This window comes from Halorubrum rarum (assembly GCF_048380895.1).
GTDB lineage: Archaea > Halobacteriota > Halobacteria > Halobacteriales > Haloferacaceae > Halorubrum.
This window is the reverse complement of sequence record NZ_JBLWMN010000002.1, coordinates 47350-65155: the sequence shown is the minus strand read 5'-3', so window position 1 is coordinate 65155 and position 17806 is coordinate 47350. Positions and strand designations below refer to the sequence as shown.

Sequence of the window (17806 nt, the reverse complement as noted above, 5' to 3'; positions counted from 1 at the left end):
GTGTCCGGTGCGTACGATGGGAGCGAGTCGGCACGTCCATTGTTAAGTAGTCCGTTGTCCGCGGTAACAGTCATCTATTCGGTTAATACCAATATTACATTGTGTGTGAGAGAGACCGACACAGTCATGGAATATTACGTGTGCGGACGCGATCGCTTTCCGTTCGAGAACCTGTCGAACGAGTCCCACGAGTCACCAGCGACCGATCCAAAATGACGACGTCAGTCGGTCATCTATCGGCAGGGGAAACACGGCGTCCGTCTCGTCCGCCCGAGGGAGGTTCATATCCGTGTCTCGCCGTACGACACGTTCGAGAGGGTAACGGACGTACAGTGATCGAAGACGCATGAACATCGTCTATTTTCTCAGCTATTTTCCAAAGCTCTCGGAGAGTTTCGTTCTCAATGAGATCTACGAGCTGGAACGGAACGGCCACAACGTCGCCGTGTGCGCCCTGGAGAATCCCGAGGACCGGGTCGTACACGAGGAGTTCGAGGAACTGGACGTGCCGATACGCTACGTTCCTCGTCCGACGTACTCGGAGCTCACCGAGCTCTTCTCGACGAACGCAGTACACTTCCGCGTCCTGATCGACATGCTCTACTATCCGTCGCTGAGACAGCATGCCGCGAACCTCTTCCGGGCAAAGCACTGTATCGAGTTCGTCGACTCGATCGAGTGGGAGCCGGACCACGTTCACTCTCACTTCGCGTACGCCTCGAAGTTCCCTGCGAGATACGCTGCAGACCGGTACAACGTCCCGTTCACGATCACGGCACACGCCGCGGACCTCTACAAGCAACCGGTAGGGGGATACACGAGTCGCTTACTCGGGAGTGCCGATCGCGTTATCACCATCTCCGAATACAACGAAGCACACATCCGTAGCCAGTTCACCCAGGACACCCCGATCGACGTCGTCCGAGCAGGTATCAGACCCGAGAAGTTCTCACCGACGGAGAAGACGGTCGAAAACAGGGTGTTGACTACCTCTCGACTCGTGGAGATCAAAGGGCTATCGTATGCCCTTGAAGCGGTACGGATCGCGGCCGAGCAGATACCCGAACTCGAATATCACATCATCGGGTCCGGCGAGCTGAAACCGGAGCTCGTCCGAAGCGTCGATCGGTTGGGGATCGAGGACAACGTCACGTTTCTCAATGAGGTTAGCGACCGGCGGTTGATCACCGAACTCGACGAAGCTCGTTGCTTTCTCCTCCCTTGCGTAGTCGGACGATCGGGGAATCGGGACGGCATTCCCGTCGCCCTGATGGAAGCAATGGCGATGAAGACGCCGCCGGTATCCACGACCGTTTCGGGGATCCCGGAACTCGTCGATCATCGGCGAAACGGTATACTGACCCAACCACGATCGCCGGAATCGACGGCCCAGGCACTGGTAGAACTGCTCCGAACCGATTCGTCCTGGGCGGAGTACGCCACCCGCGCCCGGCGGAAAGTCGTCACCGAGTTCAACGTCGCGGACGAAGCGGAGAAACTGGAATCGGCGTTTCGAGAGGCGCGAAACTGAACGACCTCACCGCTCCCGGCTCCGAACGTGCTCGCGGAGGTAGATCGCCGGCTCCCTGACGCCGGGCATACCGTCGTACGCCCACAGTAGCGCACAGAACGCCATCACCCCGCCGACGGCGAACACGTAGGCGCTCGGCGGCCCGGAGAGGAGTTCGGCGATCGAATCGGAGAGGTAGGTTCGGAAGGTCCCGGAGAACCCGTCAGGGTACGACGCCTCCGTCGTCGCGACCGGCCAGAGCAGGCGGTGGACGGGGAGCCGCCCGTCGAGGACGTAGTGCGGGACGACGTCGGCGGGCAGATGCAGCAGGTACCCGGTCGCGAACGCGGCTCCGACCCCGCGGCGTCCGGAGGCCGCGGCCAGCACGAAGACGGCAACGGCCATTGGAACCGCGAAGAACACCGAGTGTGCGATCCCGAATCCCGACGGGAACACGCCGAACTCCCACGCGAGCGGCTTGTCGATCAGGTCGGGGGCGACGGAGGCGGAGACGACGGTGACCGCCTCCGGACCGGTGGGCGACCGCCGCCGAAACAGATGGACGGCAAGCGAGTACGTCAGGTAGCCGATAACCGCGTGTTCCCACGGCCACACGGTTACGCGCCCCCGGTGACGTTCACCCAGACGTGAACGTGTCGGTACGCGGTGTCCTCCGTCGGCGTGCCGGGAGCATCACCCCGATACAGGTAGTAGCTCACACGGAGGTTCTCGCCGACGAGCGGCGGCGATATCTCGTGATCGACGATCTCGTGTTCGCCGGGAGCGACGGTCGTCGTCGTCCGATCCAGCTCCGCGGTCTCGATCCGCCTGAGCTGGCCGTCATCCTCGGCGACGCGTTCGATCGTCGAGACCACGGTGTACTCGGTCGTCTCGGCCTCGTAGCTCTTGATCCCCCACGAGAGCGCGGCGGACTCGCCTCTCGTGAGTTCCTCGGGATACCCCGCCGAGACGTACTCGCCGTCGTCGTTCGTCGTGAGCAGGTGGAAATCGGTGTACCTCTCGCCGTCGACGGGCGTGGCGGCGGCGAACGCGAAGGTACCGCCCGCGAGCAGGACGCTACAGACGAGCCCGACCGTGAGCACGCGGTTGATACGCGATCCGGAGGTGAGGCCGTCGGCCAGCTCATCTCCCCACGCGTGGACGGGAAGGTACAGTCGGTCCTCCATAGGTAGGCGGAGTCGGCGATACGCCGCGATGACCCCGACGACCGCGACGTAGCCGGCGATCATCGCGAACGTTCCGCGCGTCGTGAATCCCGTCGAGAACCGACCCGCGGTGAGCGCGATGAGTGGGACGAGCGCGATGCTCAGCCCGAACGACAGCGCGCCGCGCTCGCGGAGCGTGATCCGCGTTCCCTCGACTCGCCGTCGGAACGACTCCGATTGGTCGGTCAACGGGAATAGCGCCGCCGTCGTGACGTAGCCCGGAAAGAAACAGATCGTGACGACGCTCGCTGCGACCCGAATGAACGCGCCTGCCTCGAGGAACAGTGCGACGTAGGTGGCCACGAGGAACGTCCCGACCGCAACGAGATCGAGGGGCAGCCTCCGTTCGAATCCGATGTTCTCGTGGGTGGAGCGAGACCGTGGGTTCATGTCTCCCTCGACGGACTGTGACGAACGCGATCGATGGTCACCTGCTCGGCGTGGGTGACGAAACGCGTGAGCATGTGTGTGGCGTCGCGGTTCGTCGACATTGTTATGGGTCGATTACTCTGCGGCCCGTGGAACAACCGGTTCCTACCGAACGCTAGTCTCCTGATAACAAAGAGTAATACCCGGAATCCGAAACTATCGCGATCGAAAGAAGACGGTACTCCGAATGTCAGATACAGACAACACTACGCTCTCCCAGGACATCGCATTCGACCTGTTGAGCAACGCCCGCAGACGGTTCGTGCTCCGACAGCTACAGGAGGAGTCCGACCCGGTCGAGCTCGGTGATCTCGCAGGAGCGCTTGCTGCGAAGGAGAACGGGGTTCCCGTCGATGAGCTGACGGCACAACAACGTAAGCGTACGTACGTCTCGTTGTATCAGACTCATATCCCCAAGATGGTGGAAGCGGGAGTCATCGAGTACGACCGCGACGCGGGGACGGTTTCGTCGACGGACCACGTCGACGAGCTGGCCTCGTACTTCTACTCCACGCCCGAGATGCCGCCGTGGGCGCTGGCGTATGGGGCCGTGGCCGTCCTCGGGATCGCCGTATACCTGCTGATCGCGCTGATCGATCCCGCGTTCATCAACGCGGTCCACGTGGGGCTCTTCTTTTTCATCGTGTTCGTCGTATTGAGTCTGATGCACTATCAGTACGTCAACCGTGTCCACGGGAACGACGGGCTCGTCCCCGTCGACGAGGAGTGAGGTGTTAATATGACTGATAAATGGGATCGGATCGGATTCGTCATCAGCTCCCAGTACCGCGTGTCGGTGCTGGAACGCCTCTCGGAGGGACCGGCGACGCCGTCCGGGATCGCGGACGACAAGGACATCGAGATCGCCGCGGTCTCACACGCGCTGTCCAGCCTCCGGGACCGCGACCTCGTCGAACTCCTCGTGTCCGAGGACCGACGGAAGGGGCGCGTCTACGGGATCACGGAGTCCGGCGAGGCGCTATGGACGGAGATCACGACCAAGGGACTGCTCGACGACTCACAAGACGTCTGAGTGGAGAAACGACACGAAGGGTGTGTTTGGGGAGACGACGCGAAGGAGCCGACTCTCGCGGTCACTCCTCGGTCGGTTCGTCTTCCCCGCTCGTTCCGCCGTCTCCGTCCGGCGCGCCGTCGTCGCTCGTCACGTCTTCGTCCGCGACGTCCTCGGGAAGGAGCATCGTCGGGTCCCGCGAGTAGCCGGGGGATTCGGCGAAGCGGGCGATGCGGTCGAGTTCCTCATCGGAGAACCACTCGCTCACGCCGATCCCTCCGCGTGTGGCCCGCTCGTTCGACCGCTAGGACCTGTCGGCTCCCGCTGGGCCGGTGACAGTGATCCCGCCGTCGCCGAAGACGGACACTCGATACGCCTCGAAACGAAACGAGATCTCGACGTCCGCGTTCCCGTTTCGGATGGTCCGTTCGAGCGCGTCAGGGTCGATGACGTCGTACAGGCGCGTGTCCAGCTGTAACGGGTCCACGCCCGCGACCGTCGAGACCGCGTCGACGACCGCGACGCCGATCCGCTCGTGGTTCGCGTACTCGAAGACGGCAGGCTCGCCGATCGCCTCGTCTCGGCTTCGGACGACCGGTTCGCCGCCTCCACCGTCGCTCGCCTGGTCTCCGTTACGGTGTGTCGCTCGCTCGCGTTCACGGTCTGTCGGATCGGATACACATTCCATACGACTCGATCGTCTGTTTCTGATAGCTCCCAATATATATACTTTCCATCTGCGGCGTGAGAGTGTTGGTCAGCCAACCACTCCGAGCGCGCGGATGCGTCGATGACGCGCGGCGTGTGTTCGGACATCAGTCGTCGTTCGTTCCGTGGACGGCTTCGGTCGACGGTTCGTTTCCGGCGATCTCCTGGAGACGGCGCTCCGCCTCGTCTCGGTCCTCGGGGTAGCCGACGTCGATCCGCCACCCGTCGAGTCCGATCGCGTCGATGGTCCTGCCGGACTGGATGAGGAGATCGATGGCGTCGGAGAGTTCGTACTCGCCGCGGTCGGACGGCTCGACCAACTGGGTCGCATGGAATATCGCGGGCGAGAACGTGTAGAAGCCGGTCATCACCAGGTTAGAGGGCGGGTCGTCGGGCTTCTCGATCACGTCGGTGATCTCGCCGTAGCCGTTCGTGTCACAGACGCCGTAGCGGGACGCCTCCTCGTAGGGAACCTCCTCCACGAGGAAGGCGGCGTCGACGCGGCTCTCCCGCTGACGACGGACGACGTCCTCGAGGTTCGCCTCGAACACGTTGTCGCCGAGCATGAGCATGAACTCCCCGTCGACGTGCTCCTCGACGGTGTTGAGCGCGTGCGCGAGTCCGAGCTGCTCCTCCTGTCTGGTGTACGTGATCGGGATGTCACGGAACGCCTCGCCGTAGTGATCGACGATATCGCCGGCGCGGTACCCGACGACGACGATCAGCTCCTCGGCGTCGAGCGCCGCGAGCTGTTCGAAACAGTGCGTGAGAATGGGACGCCCGTCGACCTCGACGAGCCCCTTCGGTTTCTCCTCCGTGAGCGGGCGGAGACGGGTCCCTTGGCCGGCGGCGAGTACAACTGCTTGCATCATCGGTACCCGGGGCCACGAGGGGTTTGTTATGCGCGGCTTATCCGCGACCGCGAATCCGTATCGGTCTCCTACTCGGGGCGCGCTCGTCGACGCCCGCGACTGTTTTCATCAGGATATCCCGGTACCAAACGCATAACAAACCCGATCGGGTCGCAGTCTCGACCGATGACAGACAGCGCCGACCTAACCGAACCCAGCGTCGACTTCACCGAGATCAGCGTCGACGACGACACCATCGACGACGTGGTCGACGTGCTCGAAAGCGGCCGATACGTGAAAGGACCGGTTCTGGAACGCTTCGAGGACCGGTTCGCCGAGAAGACCGGCGTCGACCACGCGGTCGGCGTCTCCAGCGGCACCGCCGCGATCCTCCTCGCGCTTCAGGCCGCCGGGATCGGCCCGGGCGACGACGTGTTCGTACCGGGACACACGTTCTTCGCGACGGCCAGCCCGGTCCTCTCGCTCGGGGCCAACCCGGTCTTCGTCGACGTCGACCCCGACACGTACACGATGGACCCCGACGCGCTCGCGGATGCCGCCGAGACCGCCGAGAACCCGTCAGCGGTCGTTCCCGTTCATATCTACGGGGGGATGGCCGACATGAACGCCGTCAATACGGTCGCGGACGAACACGACATGTTCGTGTTGGCGGACTCCTGTCAGGCGCACTTCGCGAGCCGCGACGGCGAGCGAGCCGGGGCCGCGGGCGACGCCGGCGCGTTCAGCTTCTACCCGTCGAAGAACATGACCGTCGCCGGCGACGGCGGCATGGTGACGACCGACGATGCCGAGCTCGCCGAGCGGATGCGGAAGTTCCGAAACCACGGTCGCGGCGACGACGGCGTCCACACCGCGCTCGGGCTCAACTACCGGCTCGACGAGACGAGTGCGGCCGTCGGGCTCGGCCAGCTCGCGAACGTCGAGCAGTGGAACGAGAACCGGAACGTCGCGGCCGGTCGATACACCGAACGCCTCGCGGACGTCCCCGAGGTGACGACGCCCACCGAGTCCGAAAACGGGTTCCACGTGTACCACCTCTACGTGATACAGGTCCCCGACCGCGACGACCTACGGGACCACCTCGCGGACAACGGGATCGACACCGGGATCCACTACGACACGCCGCTCCACGAGCATCCGGCGATCGAGGAGCGCGTCGGCGACGTCGACCTCCCGCGGAGCGAGCGACTCACCGATCGCATCGTGTCGCTCCCGATGCATCCGGGGATATCGGAGTCCGAGGTCGAGTACGTCGCGCGCACCATCACGGAGTACTACCGGTGAACTACGCGGTCATCGGGACGGGATACTGGGGAAGCAACCACGTCCGCGTCGCCACGGAGCTGGCTGAGGACGGGCGCATCGACGACGTGATCCTGTGTGACGTCGACGAGGACCGGCTCGACGACCTCGCGTCGAGCTACGGCGTCCGCGGCGTGACCGACTACGAGCGCCTGCCGGAGCTCGGCGTCGAGGCGGCGACGATATCGACGCCGTCGCCGACCCACCATCGGATCGCGACGGACCTGCTCACGGCGGGCGTCGACGTGCTGGTCGAGAAGCCGCTGGCGCTCGACAGCGACGACGCGTGGGACATCGTCGACGTCGCGAACGAGCACGACCGAACGCTCGCGGTCGGGCACATCTTCAGACACCACCCGGCGCTCGTCGACCTCAAGCGACGGATCGACCGCGGGGAGCTCGGGCGGATCAAGTACCTCTCGACCGCCCGGTTCTCCTTTCGCGCGCCGCGGGAAACGACCGGTGCACTGTACTCGCTCGCCGTTCACGACGTCGACGTCTCGAACTACCTGCTCGGCGAACGCCCGGAGCGGGTGTACTGTTCGCTCGACGACGTCGTCCGCGAGGGGATAGACGAGACCGCAACCGTCGTCATGGAGTACGACGGCGCGACGAGCGTCATCAACGAGTCCTGGCAGGTGCCGGTGTTCGGGAAGCGGCGCGATCTCGTCGTGGTCGGATCGGAGAAGGCGGCGTACGTCGACTACCTCGAGGACAACGTGATCGAGCTGTACGACAGCCGGGTCGTGGAGCGGAACGGGTCGATGAGCGTCCGCGACGAGGGGAAACAGGTCCACGAGGCACCGAACCGGGAGCCGCTTCGCGCGGAGATCGAGGAGTTCATCGCCGCGAGCCGAGGGGAGACCACGCTTCGTTCGCCCGGCCGCGTCGGCGCTCGGGCGGTCGAACTGCTGGAGGACGCCAAGCGCTCTGCCGAGACGAGAAACACCGTCGCAGTCGCCCGGTCGGACCGTTCCGGACCGTCGGTCGAGACGGATGAGCCGCGACGGCTCGAATCCGACGGCTCCGGCCCCGACGATCCGCAGTAGTTCGGTCGCCGCTGACGCTCCCTCTTCGCCTTCGGACGTCTCATGTTCGTCCCCTGACGCTCCTTCCGTGTCCCTCGCATTCCTTCTTCGTCCCCCCTTCTTCGTTCCCCCCTTCTTCGTCCCCGCTCCGCATCGTCGACGTGGCGTCATCGGTGACGCGCCGTCGACGTGGCGTCATTGACGACGTACCGTCGACGATCCCCCGCCGATCACTCGTCGTGGTAGCCGACGATCTCCGCGGGGTTCCCCGCGACGATCGCGTCGTCAGGGACGTCGTCGACGACGACCGCGCCGGCACCGACGGTCGCGTTCTCGCCGATCTCGACGGGCAGCAGCGTCGCGTTCGTTCCGATCGACGCGCGGTCCCCGATGATCGTCGGCTCCCACGCGCCCGGATCGCCGCTCGGCGGGTACAGGTCGTTGACGAACTTCGCGCCGTGGCTGACGAAGACGTCGTCGCCGATCCGCGTCAGCGACGGGACGAACGCGTGCGACTGGATGCGGGTGCGGTCGCCGACGACGACGTCCGACTGCACCTCCGCGAAGGTGCCGATCATGACGTCGTCACCGAACGTCGCGCCGTAGCAGTTGACGAACCGCCACACGCGGCAGTCTCGACCGAACTCGCAGTCGGAGAGCACGGTGAACGGAGCGATCTCGGTTCCCGCACCGATCTCACAGTCGTCGACGACGCGGGGCAGCTCGGCCGGTTCGTTGGTTCGGGCCATACGCGGACGTGCCACGGACGGGAACTAAGGTATACGCCGGATACTCGGTTCGTACCCACGGCACCGGACCTATTCGACACCGAGCGCGGTCGCGATCGCCGATTGGTGGTCCCGGATCACCCGCACGTCGTTCGCTCGACGGACCGCGCGGGCGCTGTAGCTGGCAGTCGCCCCGCGGGCCGCACAGCGGCGGAGCCGGTGGATCCACACGACCGGAAGACACGTGACGAACGCTCTGCGTTCGATCCCGACCGCGTCACAGTAGTCGCCGACGACGTCTCGAACCGCGTCAGCGTACGGGCCGGGGGTCGTGAACGCGGCGTCGATCCCGGCCTCGAGCCCCCCGAACACGAGCCGCGCCGTCTGGAGCACGAAGAATCCCGGATCGGCGATCGGGTTGCCCGCGGTGTCGCCGAGCTCCCAGTCGATCACCGCAGTGACCGGACCGATCTCGTCGGACCCGCCGTCGGCGTTCCCGTCGACGAACACGTTCTTCGGATGGAAGTCCCCGTGACACGGCGTTTTGAACAGCCGTATCGGGTCGTCGATCGACGGGGGCTCCAGTCCGAACTCAGGAAACCGGAGCTCGTCACGGACGACCGCCGGCGACCAGTTGGCGGGTTCGGTTCCGTACCGCGACTGCAGCCGCACCAGCCAGTCGAACCCGAGCTCGAGAACGCGACGGAACCGCTCGGGGTCCCGCGAAAGAGCCCCCGAAAGGGGTGCTCCCCGGGCAGGAGTCTCCGAGTACGTCGGACCGAACCGGGTCATCGTCAGCGAACCCTCCGGGATCGTCCGGGGAACCGGGATCGACGTCGCCTCGTCGAGGATCCCCTGTGAGTCGGGAGCGTCCCGCTCGCTCTCTCGCAGTTCGCGCATCGTTCGGACCTCATCGAGCGTGAACTCCGCATGTGCGCGGCGGTGCGGGACCTTCGTGACGCCGGCGAGCGATCCGTCGGCGTCCTCGACGAGAACCGTCGATCGACCGCCCCCGCGGGTCACCAATCCGTTCGTGTCGGGAACGGCGAGACCGTCGTCAGCCGACCCACCGTCGCTCCGATGCCGAACGATTTCGTCGCGATCGATCCCGTGGCGATCGGACCCGTCCGCGTCCCCGTCGACGTGGCAGACGGCGAGGTACGCCGGCCAGCATCGGTCGAGGACGCCCGTACCGTGCGCCCCGCTCGCGGCCAGTGTGATCAGCCGTTGGACTGTTGTCCCGTCGGATAGCCCCGTGTCGAGCAGTCGCCGGATCGCACCGGGGTCGTCGACCGGGATCACGGAGGAGGGATCGGTCGAGTCGGGAACCAACGCGTACAGGTCTACCTCGTCAAACCCCATCCTCGAGAGACGGCGTTCGTAGCCACGGACGCCGGTCCGGAGCGCCTGTGAGATCGATCGCCCGTCGGGAGCTCCTCGGGTCGGTTCCCCGAGATCGATGGCGTCCGTGACGCCACCCAGACGGGGCCATCCGTCGAGCAGCAACAGGAGTGCGCCGCTCGGGGAGAGGTGATCCGTCAGGCCGTCCACCGTCGCCGCCAGCGAGTCCGGGCGGTGTCGCCCCGCCAGATCGGCGACGACCGTGTCGTACGGTGTCGACGGGGCCGGAAGCGATGTCGGTTCCGCGTGGATCGGAGTCACCCGGTCCGCGCTGGCGTAGTCGTCGCGCGCGGCGAGAAACGAGAGGGACGCGAGCTCGGTGTCGACCGCGTCGACGGTGGTTGCGAGCTCGGCGAGCAGCAGCGACCGGGTGCCGAACCCGGCGTTGACGTCGAGACAGCGGCCGCCGATCGAGTCGGCGACGGGGATCCGCCACGCGTCCGCAGGATCGACGAACAGCGTGTCGCGGGCGGCGTACTCGGCCGCCAGGGCCGACCTGGATAGGGCCCCGCCCAAGCGCTTCGTTCCATCCGTTCCACTCTCGCCTCCTTCCGTTCCACTCTCGCCTCCATCCGTTCCCTCCGATGCCGCCGATCCGGAGAACGTTGTCGCGAGCGCGTCCCTGAGCGGCTCGTCGGCCATGGCCGCTCGCAGCGTCGACAGCGTGTCCGCGTCGATGCCGCCCGGCGGGTCGACGGTCGTCGTCCAACTCGCGATCCCGTCGCGGACCGCGATCGGTGGCTCGCGGAACCGGTTCGAGGTCGTCTCTGCCGCCGATTCTGGCTCGTTCGGTCGGCTCATGTCGGTACGGATCCGCCTCGACGGGGTTGTTATACGGACGCTACCCGACGGCGAGGTGTGCGGAACGGGAACGCGCTCTCATGACGCCGCTCCGGATGGACGGGATCCCCCGACAGTCGCTTTATAACAATGGTACGGTGAGCGAAGCTAACGGACGACCGCCGAGTCCGGACCGGGCTCGGCCACAACCCATGTACGAGGAGACAACGGTCGGCGTCGTCGTACCGGCATACAACGAGGAAGGGTTCGTCGGCGAGGTGATCGAGACGCTTCCGGCGTACGTCGACAGAGCGTACGTCGTCGACGACTGCTCCACCGACGGGACGTGGGACGAGATACGGACGACAGCCGATCGCGTCAACGGCCGTTCACGGGAGGAGACCGAGCGCCGCGAACACGACACGTACGCCAGCGACGGCGGCGAAACCGAGGCGTTCGACCGGCAGGTCGTCCCGATCCGTCACGAGGAGAACCGTGGCGTCGGCGGAGCCATCAAGACCGGGTATCTCCGCGCCAGACGTGAGGGTATCGGCGTCACCGCCGTGATGGGCGGGGACGGCCAGATGGACCCCGACGAGCTCACGACGGTGATCGATCCGATCGTCGACGGGGAGGCGGACTACGTCAAGGGCAACCGGCTGCTCAGCGCCGACGATCGGAAGGAGATGCCCGGACACCGATACGTCGGCAACGTGATCCTCACGTACCTCACGCGGATCGCCAGCGGCTACTGGCGCATCGGCGACCCGCAAAACGGGTACACAGCCATCTCCGCGGCGGCGCTCGCCGGCGCGAAGATCGAGGAGATGTTCGAGTTCTACGGCTACTGTAACGATCTGCTGGTTCGGCTCAGCACCTACGGGTTCCGCGTCGTCGACGTCCCCATCTCCGCTCGGTACCGCGACGAGGAGAGCCACATCGACTACCGGACGTACGTACCGATCGTCTCCCTGATGCTGCTTCGAGCGTTCCTCTGGCGGCTGGTCGTCCGCCGGGAGACGAGAGCCGAGGCCGCACGCTCGGGGCTGTACGTCGGCGGTGCGATCGGCGTCCTCGTCGGCGTCGCTTCGTCCCTGCGGTCGCTGCGAACGGCCGTGGGCGGCTCCGGTGACGAATCGGTCTCCGTCGACGACGGCGGGACCGCGGGACGAACGGGGGGCGACGCCCTCGACGACGGCGGGACCGCGGGACGAACGGGAGACGACGCCCTCACCGACGGCGGACGACCCGAGCGCACGGTCACAGGGGGAGTCGTCGGCGTCGTCGGCGTTCTGCTGTTGATCTGTGGAATGGTCGTCGACGCGACGATCAACCGGGCGCTCAACGAGACGTTACAGTAGCGGACGTATCGATCGCAGGTAGTGGCGGTGTCGACACCAGCGTCCGTGGCGGTGTCGACGACTACGTCTTGAGAACGTGCACGAGTCCCTGAACGAACGGTTTCGGGTCGTCCGCACGGAGCACGTCGAAGTAGGGGTTCTTGACGCACGATGCCGCGATCTCCCACGCCGTTCGCGGGAGCGACGGCGGGTCCACGAACGGTGACTCGTCCCGAACGATACTTATGAGGTGGCCCAACTCACCGTACAGCAGGTGGGTTCCGACGCCGACCTCGTACTGGAAGTCGCTCCGAACGGGCGCGCCGGTCGCCACCTCCCAGTAGCTGGCCGGGAAGTCCGCACCGGCCTGCACCGCGCTCGGCAACGACTGCCATAGCCGAGGGTTGATCTCCGTGAGAACGTACTCGCCGGTCTCGGCGTGTTTCATGTACTCGATACAGGCGAGCCCGTCGAACTCGAGGTGATCGAGAAGCGTCCGTCCGACTCGTTCGAGTTCCGGGTCCCGCGTCGCCTCGCGGTAGACGCCACCGCCGCCGGTGTAGGAGTCGCCACGGACCTGGCGGTGTTGGAACGTCGTCACCGGCTCGCCGTCGTCGTACAGCGCGCCGAAGAGGTACTCGTCGGAGGAGGGAACGTACTCCTGCACGATGGGCATGTGGTGCATCTCCGACTCGAACGCCTCGACGTCGACGTCCTCGCCGGGAGCGACGTGCGTGACGCTTTTCGCCGTCGCGACGTCGCGGGGTGAGAACTCCGGACAGTACTCGTCGGTGAGCAGGTTGTACCGCGATTTGATTATCAGGTCGCGGTCCCACTCGTCGACGTCGGTGAGGAGGCGCGTCTCCGGCGCGGGAACGCCGGCTTCCTCGGCGGCCGCGACGAGTTCGACTCTGTCGAACACAGTCCCGAGGAGATCCGCCGAGGGCGTAACCAGCGAGACGTACGGCGCGAACGCGTCGGCGTACCGAGTGAACACGTACGCGTCCTGCGCTCGGAGCGGGTATATCGTTTCGACATCGTCGCGGGCGGCGAGCCCGACGAGCGCGTCCCGGTACGCGATGAGGTCCTCGTACGGGGACGGGATCGAGACGAACTCGTCGCAAAAGCGCGAGGCGGCCGCCAGCGTGTCGTCGTACTCGGACGCGACGATCGTGTCCACGCCGCGTCGTGACAGCGATCGGACGCACGAGTACGCTGCGGGTTCGAACCCCACGGGGATCACGGCGGCGTTTCGGGAGGTTCCGGTTCGTACCATATGGATAGATCCCCCGCTCGGTCGTATTGTTATGGAATTCATACTGACGGGCTACCGTCGTTCGGGACCCGTCTCGCGCTCCGTGCGCGTACGGCCGCTACGACTCCGTACCGTCGATCCGATAGAGCCGGAAGCTGCCGTTGTCCTGGACTCGGCTGACCCGGTGGTCCGTCTCGAGCCGGTCGAACCCGGCGCGCGTGAACCGGAGCTCGTCGTACAGGCCGATCTCCTGTTGCTCGTTGCGGTCGCCGATCACCAGATAGCGATCGTCCTCGTAATGGGTGGTGAGGTTCGTGCTGAACACTTCTCCGGTCACCCCCGCATCGTCGGCTCGATAGCCGGGGAACTCCAATGGTCCGCGTGCGGTTTCGCGCCCGAAGTGTGCGTCGATGTGTCGTCCCTGGCCCCGTCGGAGTCCGACGAGCGTCGTGTCCCCGTCGTGGTGCTCGAAGGCGATCTCGTGGCCGGTGAAGTCGGCGTCCGTCACCTGCTGGTTCGGCTGGTACATGTACGGTGACTGGTGGACGACGAGCAGTTGGGCGGCGACCAGTACCACGAACACGACGACGACGACGCCCAACACCTGCGAGCGCGTGATCGACACGTTCCGACGCGTGCTCACGTCGTGGAGCCACCCGAGGAGCGCGACGAGCCCGACCGCACCCAGTATCGTCACGATCGCCATGATGAACCCGTGGAACCGGAAGTAGTGGTCGTCCTGATTGGCGAGAAACACCACGGTGAAAATGGCCAACGGTGGGAGCAGCCCGAACGCCAGATACGTTACGGCGGTGTTCCGCCAGACTCGCTTCCGATCGAGCCTCCCGGAGAGGTGGAGTACCACCAGTCCGCCGGCCAATACGCAGAAGACGAGCGACACGGCGAACAGCTTCACGAACAGCTCCTCGAAGCTCCCGCCGAGCGTGGCGAGAGACGCCCCTCGCTCCGCCGTTTCCCCGCCCGTCGTCGCTCCAGACGTCGCGAGACTGGACACGACGCCCTCGAATCGACTCGTCGCTCGCTCGTGTCGAAGCAGCCACGCGATCAACAGCGTCCCGACGGCGAACGTGTGTATTCCGATCGGTCGGTGGTTCGCGATCGGATGGTCCGATCGATAGCGCCGAATGACCAACTGCACAGCCACGACGGCGACGAGAACCGAGACGAGCGCCATCGTCTCCTGTGGATGGACGAACACCATCCCGATCGCGGCGAGACCGAACGCGACTCCGGTTGCGGACGTCAGGGACGGTCCGTCCCCGCTCGATCCGAGGTGGAGAAACAGCAGATACAGGACGAACGGTGCGAAGAGGATCGCCTGGCTCGACGGGTGTGCGAGCACGTGGACGCTGATCTTGTTGATCGGGATCAGAAGCACCGCAGCGCCGAGGCCGACCGGGAGCGCCCACCGCGACCCGGTAAGCAGCCCGACACACAGCGGCATCGAGATCAGGTACAACGCCGGAAACAGCAGCGCCGGCGCGAACTGAAGCGTCGTGGTGAGCTCCAGCCCGGAGAGCGCGGAGAGCTCGGCACCCATCAGATGGATCGCCGGATACAGTATCTCGTCCGCCCCGATCACACCGGACTGCATCTCGCGAACCCAGCCGAGGTGGGTCAGCGCGTCCCCGGAGCCGTAGAACGCGTACGAGCGGACGAGCGGCAGCGCGACCACGGCGAGCAGACAACCGCCCGCAAGGAGCGCCGCGCCGTCGGTGAGTCGCTCGGAATCGGTCCCGAACAGCGTCCCGATGGCGACGACGAACCCGATCCCGATGCCGACCCAAAACGAGAGGGGAGTCGAGCGGTAGATGTCGATCTCATAGCCCGTTGCCGGCGTCAGGTGCCCGGAGACGATCGCGACGGTGAACGAGAGAAATCCGACGGTCAGTGCGGCTTTATGTACGAGTTTCCCAGAAGTGTTCGTCATGAATCGTGATCGCCACCCGGAGATGGAACACCGAATGCAGGGGCGGAATCGGGCTTTGTTATGGGGACGTTACTGGGCGTCGATCCGACCGTTTCCCCCGATCACGTCGACGTCGAACGTCTCCGTTTCGCTGTCGTCCAGGACGATCGCTTCACCGGTGACGTCGATACGCGTGTTCCGAACGACGTTGTCCGTCGACTCGTTGAACGTGATTCCACCCCGGTTTTGACCGGTTTGATGGATATCGAGTCCCTCGAACACGCACTCGTTCCGTCCGACGATCGCTATCGCCTCGCCGTCCGCGGCCGATCCCTCGATGGTCACGTTCTCCATGTCGACGTTCGGTTGGATACCGAGCTCCTCGAACACCGGGTCCGGCCGCTTGGCGTTGAACGCGGGGACGTCGTCCGCGTTGATCCGGACGTGCGTGTCGCGAACGGTCCCCCGTGCCAACTGTCCGGATAACTCGATCGCGCCGTCACTGTGGGTTACATCGAGCATGTCGACGCGACAGTTCTCCACGACCGCCGGCTCCGGTGTGTCCTGTGGCTCGTAGTCGGTGAGCCTGATCCCTCGCATGTTGTCGAAGTCCCGACGGTCGTCGTCGCATCGAACGTACACGTTTCGGACGACCGAGTCCCCGCGGACTCGCACGTTGGAGATCCCGCAGTTCGCGAAGTAGCCGCCGTCGACGGTGATGCTACCCTCCGGCGGGTCGGCGTACAGGCCGTTGTCCGGGAACCCCTCGATTCGGCAGTCGCGGAAGGTGATGTTGCCGCGGTTGTCGTTCCCGACGTAGCAGCCGGTGATACCGCTGCCGACCGCAGCCCCGTCCGGAAGACGGAGCCGATCGACGAGCCCCTCGCCGTCGGGCTCGATCACGTCGACGCGAACCAGGCCCGGTCCGTGCTTGACGGTCCCGGTCGCCGTGACGTCCCTGACGAGCAGGTCGTCGCGCGCCATCAAGTGTAACATTCGGCTACCGGCATCCGAGTGGCTATAATCGAAGGTGAGTCCCTCGATCCGGATCGCCGTGCTATGCGCCCGACCGTCGAGACTGAACAGGAAGGTCTCCGTGCCCGGATCGGGGACGATCGTCGCGTCCACACCGACCACTCCGATGCGTTCGAACTCCTCGGCTTTCCACGAGTCGTCCATGCGGTACTGTCCGGGCGGAAGGTACACGATCGCCCCGTCGGGATCGATCGAGTCGAGAACCGGGACGAGCGACTCCTCACCGGAGGGGTCCGCCCCGTGGTCGATCACGTTCTCGATACGGTCGAACCCCTCAGGGAGCGACGGCTCCTCGGGCTCCTCGTCCGGGTCCGGACCGTCGATGTCGGGGACGTCTTCCGGCTCTGGATCCGTTTCCGAGCCAGGGTCATCACTGCATCCCGCGAGTGCCGCGATCCCGGCGACGCCGATGGAGGTCCGCTTGAGAAACGAGCGTCGGTGCATTCGTAGCGTACCGATCGGTCAGCGTAGGCTTTGTAATGAAAACGTTACCACGCCGATTCGACGCTTTTGGACCACCCGACGAACCTCAGGCGGACAGGTCGTTGGCACGGATCGTCTCCCACACCGACTCCCCGCGACCCGTGAGCTCGTACACCCGGTTCTTCCGTCGATCGTCCGGGACGGCCAAGGAGACGAGCCCCCACTCGCGAAGCTGTCGAAGCGCCCGAGAGACGTGCGTGGTCGAGGTCGCTATCGTCGCGGCGAGCTGCGTCGGCGTCGACGCGTCACCGGACAGGTGACGGAGAACCGACAGCCGGTACTTGGAGCTGATCACGTATCCGATGACGTTCCACTCCGATGGCATACGCACTCGTCTCGGACCGAGGCCCAAAACACGATCGATTCTCGATCGCGTGGGCGAACGGCTCCCACCTCACCGATCCAGCCCGGCCGTCCGTATCTCCGACCAGAGCGTCGTTCCCTTCGGCGTGAGTTCGTACAACCGGTTCTTCCGCTGTGTTTCGGGGACGGCCAACTCGACGATCGAACGATCGGCGAGCCGTTGGATGGCCCGCGAGACGTGGGACGGCGAGAGGTTCTCGTCGGTCGCGATCTGCGTCGGTGTCGCCGGGGCGTTCGCGAGTCGGTGGATCACTGCGAGCCGGTACTTCGAGCTGATGAGATACCCGATCGTGTCCCAGTGTGCGGACATCGTTTCCAACGGTCGTCCGGAGGCTCTTTATTATGGACTCGATAGCCGAGGTACGTCAGACGTTGTCGACCGAAACGACCGGTCGTACGAGAAC

Annotated in this window: 18 protein-coding genes; 6 read left to right on the top strand and 12 right to left on the bottom strand. The window is 65.3% G+C overall.

Translation table 11 applies throughout. The features are described from left to right. Positions 1 to 346 precede the first annotated feature (346 nt). On the top strand, positions 347 to 1531 hold the full coding sequence (locus ACNSN7_RS02025) for a glycosyltransferase (protein WP_418280289.1): 1185 nt from the start codon (positions 347 to 349) through the stop codon (positions 1529 to 1531). A gap of 6 nt (positions 1532 to 1537) precedes the next feature. Here ACNSN7_RS02025 and ACNSN7_RS02020 read toward each other — a convergent pair whose 3' ends face one another. Continuing rightward, a complete protein-coding gene (locus tag ACNSN7_RS02020) occupies positions 1538 to 2125 on the bottom strand; it encodes a metal-dependent hydrolase (protein ID WP_418280287.1) in 588 nt (195 codons plus the stop codon). 2 nt (positions 2126 to 2127) lie between these two features. After that, positions 2128 to 3126: a DUF1616 domain-containing protein gene (locus tag ACNSN7_RS02015; RefSeq protein WP_418280286.1), complete on the bottom strand. Its 999-nt coding sequence runs from the start codon at positions 3124 to 3126 to the stop codon at positions 2128 to 2130. A gap of 226 nt (positions 3127 to 3352) precedes the next feature. Between ACNSN7_RS02015 and ACNSN7_RS02010 the strand changes: the two genes are divergently transcribed. After that, a complete protein-coding gene (locus ACNSN7_RS02010; RefSeq protein ID WP_418280285.1) occupies positions 3353 to 3895 on the top strand; it encodes a DUF7344 domain-containing protein in 543 nt (180 codons plus the stop codon). Positions 3896 to 3904: 9 nt separating this feature from the next. Further along, on the top strand, positions 3905 to 4198 hold the full coding sequence (locus ACNSN7_RS02005; RefSeq protein ID WP_418280284.1) for an ArsR family transcriptional regulator: 294 nt from the start codon (positions 3905 to 3907) through the stop codon (positions 4196 to 4198). Positions 4199 to 4259: 61 nt separating this feature from the next. On the opposite strand, the gene ACNSN7_RS02000 is transcribed toward ACNSN7_RS02005, so the two are convergent. The 3 genes from ACNSN7_RS02000 to aglF all read right to left on the bottom strand — a co-directional run bounded on the left by ACNSN7_RS02000 (position 4260) and on the right by aglF (position 5754). After that, on the bottom strand, positions 4260 to 4445 hold the full coding sequence (locus ACNSN7_RS02000; RefSeq protein ID WP_418280283.1) for a hypothetical protein: 186 nt from the start codon (positions 4443 to 4445) through the stop codon (positions 4260 to 4262). A gap of 36 nt (positions 4446 to 4481) precedes the next feature. Then, complete coding sequence (locus ACNSN7_RS01995; protein WP_418280282.1) at positions 4482 to 4865, bottom strand: HalOD1 output domain-containing protein; 384 nt, start codon at positions 4863 to 4865, stop codon at positions 4482 to 4484. Positions 4866 to 4992: 127 nt separating this feature from the next. Continuing rightward, the gene (gene aglF, locus ACNSN7_RS01990) at positions 4993 to 5754 is read right to left on the bottom strand and encodes a UTP--glucose-1-phosphate uridylyltransferase AglF (protein WP_418280281.1); all 762 of its coding nucleotides are present in this window, start codon (positions 5752 to 5754) and stop codon (positions 4993 to 4995) included. Positions 5755 to 5922: 168 nt separating this feature from the next. Here aglF and ACNSN7_RS01985 point away from each other — a divergent pair, with 168 nt between their 5' ends. After that, positions 5923 to 7041, top strand: a complete 1119-nt coding sequence (locus ACNSN7_RS01985) for a DegT/DnrJ/EryC1/StrS family aminotransferase (RefSeq protein WP_418280280.1) — start codon at positions 5923 to 5925, stop codon at positions 7039 to 7041. Beyond that, positions 7038 to 8108 carry a Gfo/Idh/MocA family protein gene (locus ACNSN7_RS01980; RefSeq protein WP_418280278.1) on the top strand — a complete coding sequence of 357 codons (1071 nt, stop codon included), beginning with the start codon at positions 7038 to 7040 and terminating at the stop codon, positions 8106 to 8108. The genes ACNSN7_RS01985 and ACNSN7_RS01980 overlap by 4 nt, the downstream gene beginning before the upstream one ends. A 209-nt stretch (positions 8109 to 8317) precedes the next feature. Here the strand turns inward: ACNSN7_RS01980 and ACNSN7_RS01975 are convergent, their stop codons facing one another. Together ACNSN7_RS01975 and ACNSN7_RS01970 are read right to left on the bottom strand one after the other, a co-directional pair. Next, positions 8318 to 8836 (bottom strand): acyltransferase, encoded by a 519-nt coding sequence (locus tag ACNSN7_RS01975; protein WP_418280276.1) that lies wholly within the window; start codon positions 8834 to 8836, stop codon positions 8318 to 8320. A 69-nt stretch (positions 8837 to 8905) separates the two neighbouring features. Then, a complete protein-coding gene (locus ACNSN7_RS01970) occupies positions 8906 to 11017 on the bottom strand; it encodes a hypothetical protein (protein ID WP_418280274.1) in 2112 nt (703 codons plus the stop codon). 191 nt (positions 11018 to 11208) lie between these two features. Between ACNSN7_RS01970 and ACNSN7_RS01965 the strand changes: the two genes are divergently transcribed. Further along, the gene (locus ACNSN7_RS01965) at positions 11209 to 12357 is read left to right on the top strand and encodes a glycosyltransferase family 2 protein (protein WP_418280273.1); all 1149 of its coding nucleotides are present in this window, start codon (positions 11209 to 11211) and stop codon (positions 12355 to 12357) included. A gap of 61 nt (positions 12358 to 12418) precedes the next feature. On the opposite strand, the gene ACNSN7_RS01960 is transcribed toward ACNSN7_RS01965, so the two are convergent. From ACNSN7_RS01960 to ACNSN7_RS01940, 5 genes are all read right to left on the bottom strand, one after another. Continuing rightward, positions 12419 to 13612, bottom strand: a complete 1194-nt coding sequence (locus ACNSN7_RS01960) for a carboxylate--amine ligase (RefSeq protein ID WP_418280272.1) — start codon at positions 13610 to 13612, stop codon at positions 12419 to 12421. A gap of 97 nt (positions 13613 to 13709) precedes the next feature. Beyond that, positions 13710 to 15542, bottom strand: coding sequence for a hypothetical protein (locus ACNSN7_RS01955; RefSeq protein ID WP_418280270.1), 1833 nt, complete (start codon positions 15540 to 15542; stop codon positions 13710 to 13712). Between the two features lie 69 nt (positions 15543 to 15611). Further along, the gene (locus ACNSN7_RS01950; protein ID WP_418280269.1) at positions 15612 to 17000 is read right to left on the bottom strand and encodes a hypothetical protein; all 1389 of its coding nucleotides are present in this window, start codon (positions 16998 to 17000) and stop codon (positions 15612 to 15614) included. An 85-nt stretch (positions 17001 to 17085) separates the two neighbouring features. Then, positions 17086 to 17364, bottom strand: a complete 279-nt coding sequence (locus ACNSN7_RS01945; RefSeq protein WP_418280267.1) for a MarR family transcriptional regulator — start codon at positions 17362 to 17364, stop codon at positions 17086 to 17088. A 69-nt stretch (positions 17365 to 17433) separates the two neighbouring features. Further along, positions 17434 to 17712 carry a winged helix-turn-helix domain-containing protein gene (locus ACNSN7_RS01940; protein ID WP_418280266.1) on the bottom strand — a complete coding sequence of 93 codons (279 nt, stop codon included), beginning with the start codon at positions 17710 to 17712 and terminating at the stop codon, positions 17434 to 17436. Positions 17713 to 17806: the final 94 nt, after the last annotated feature.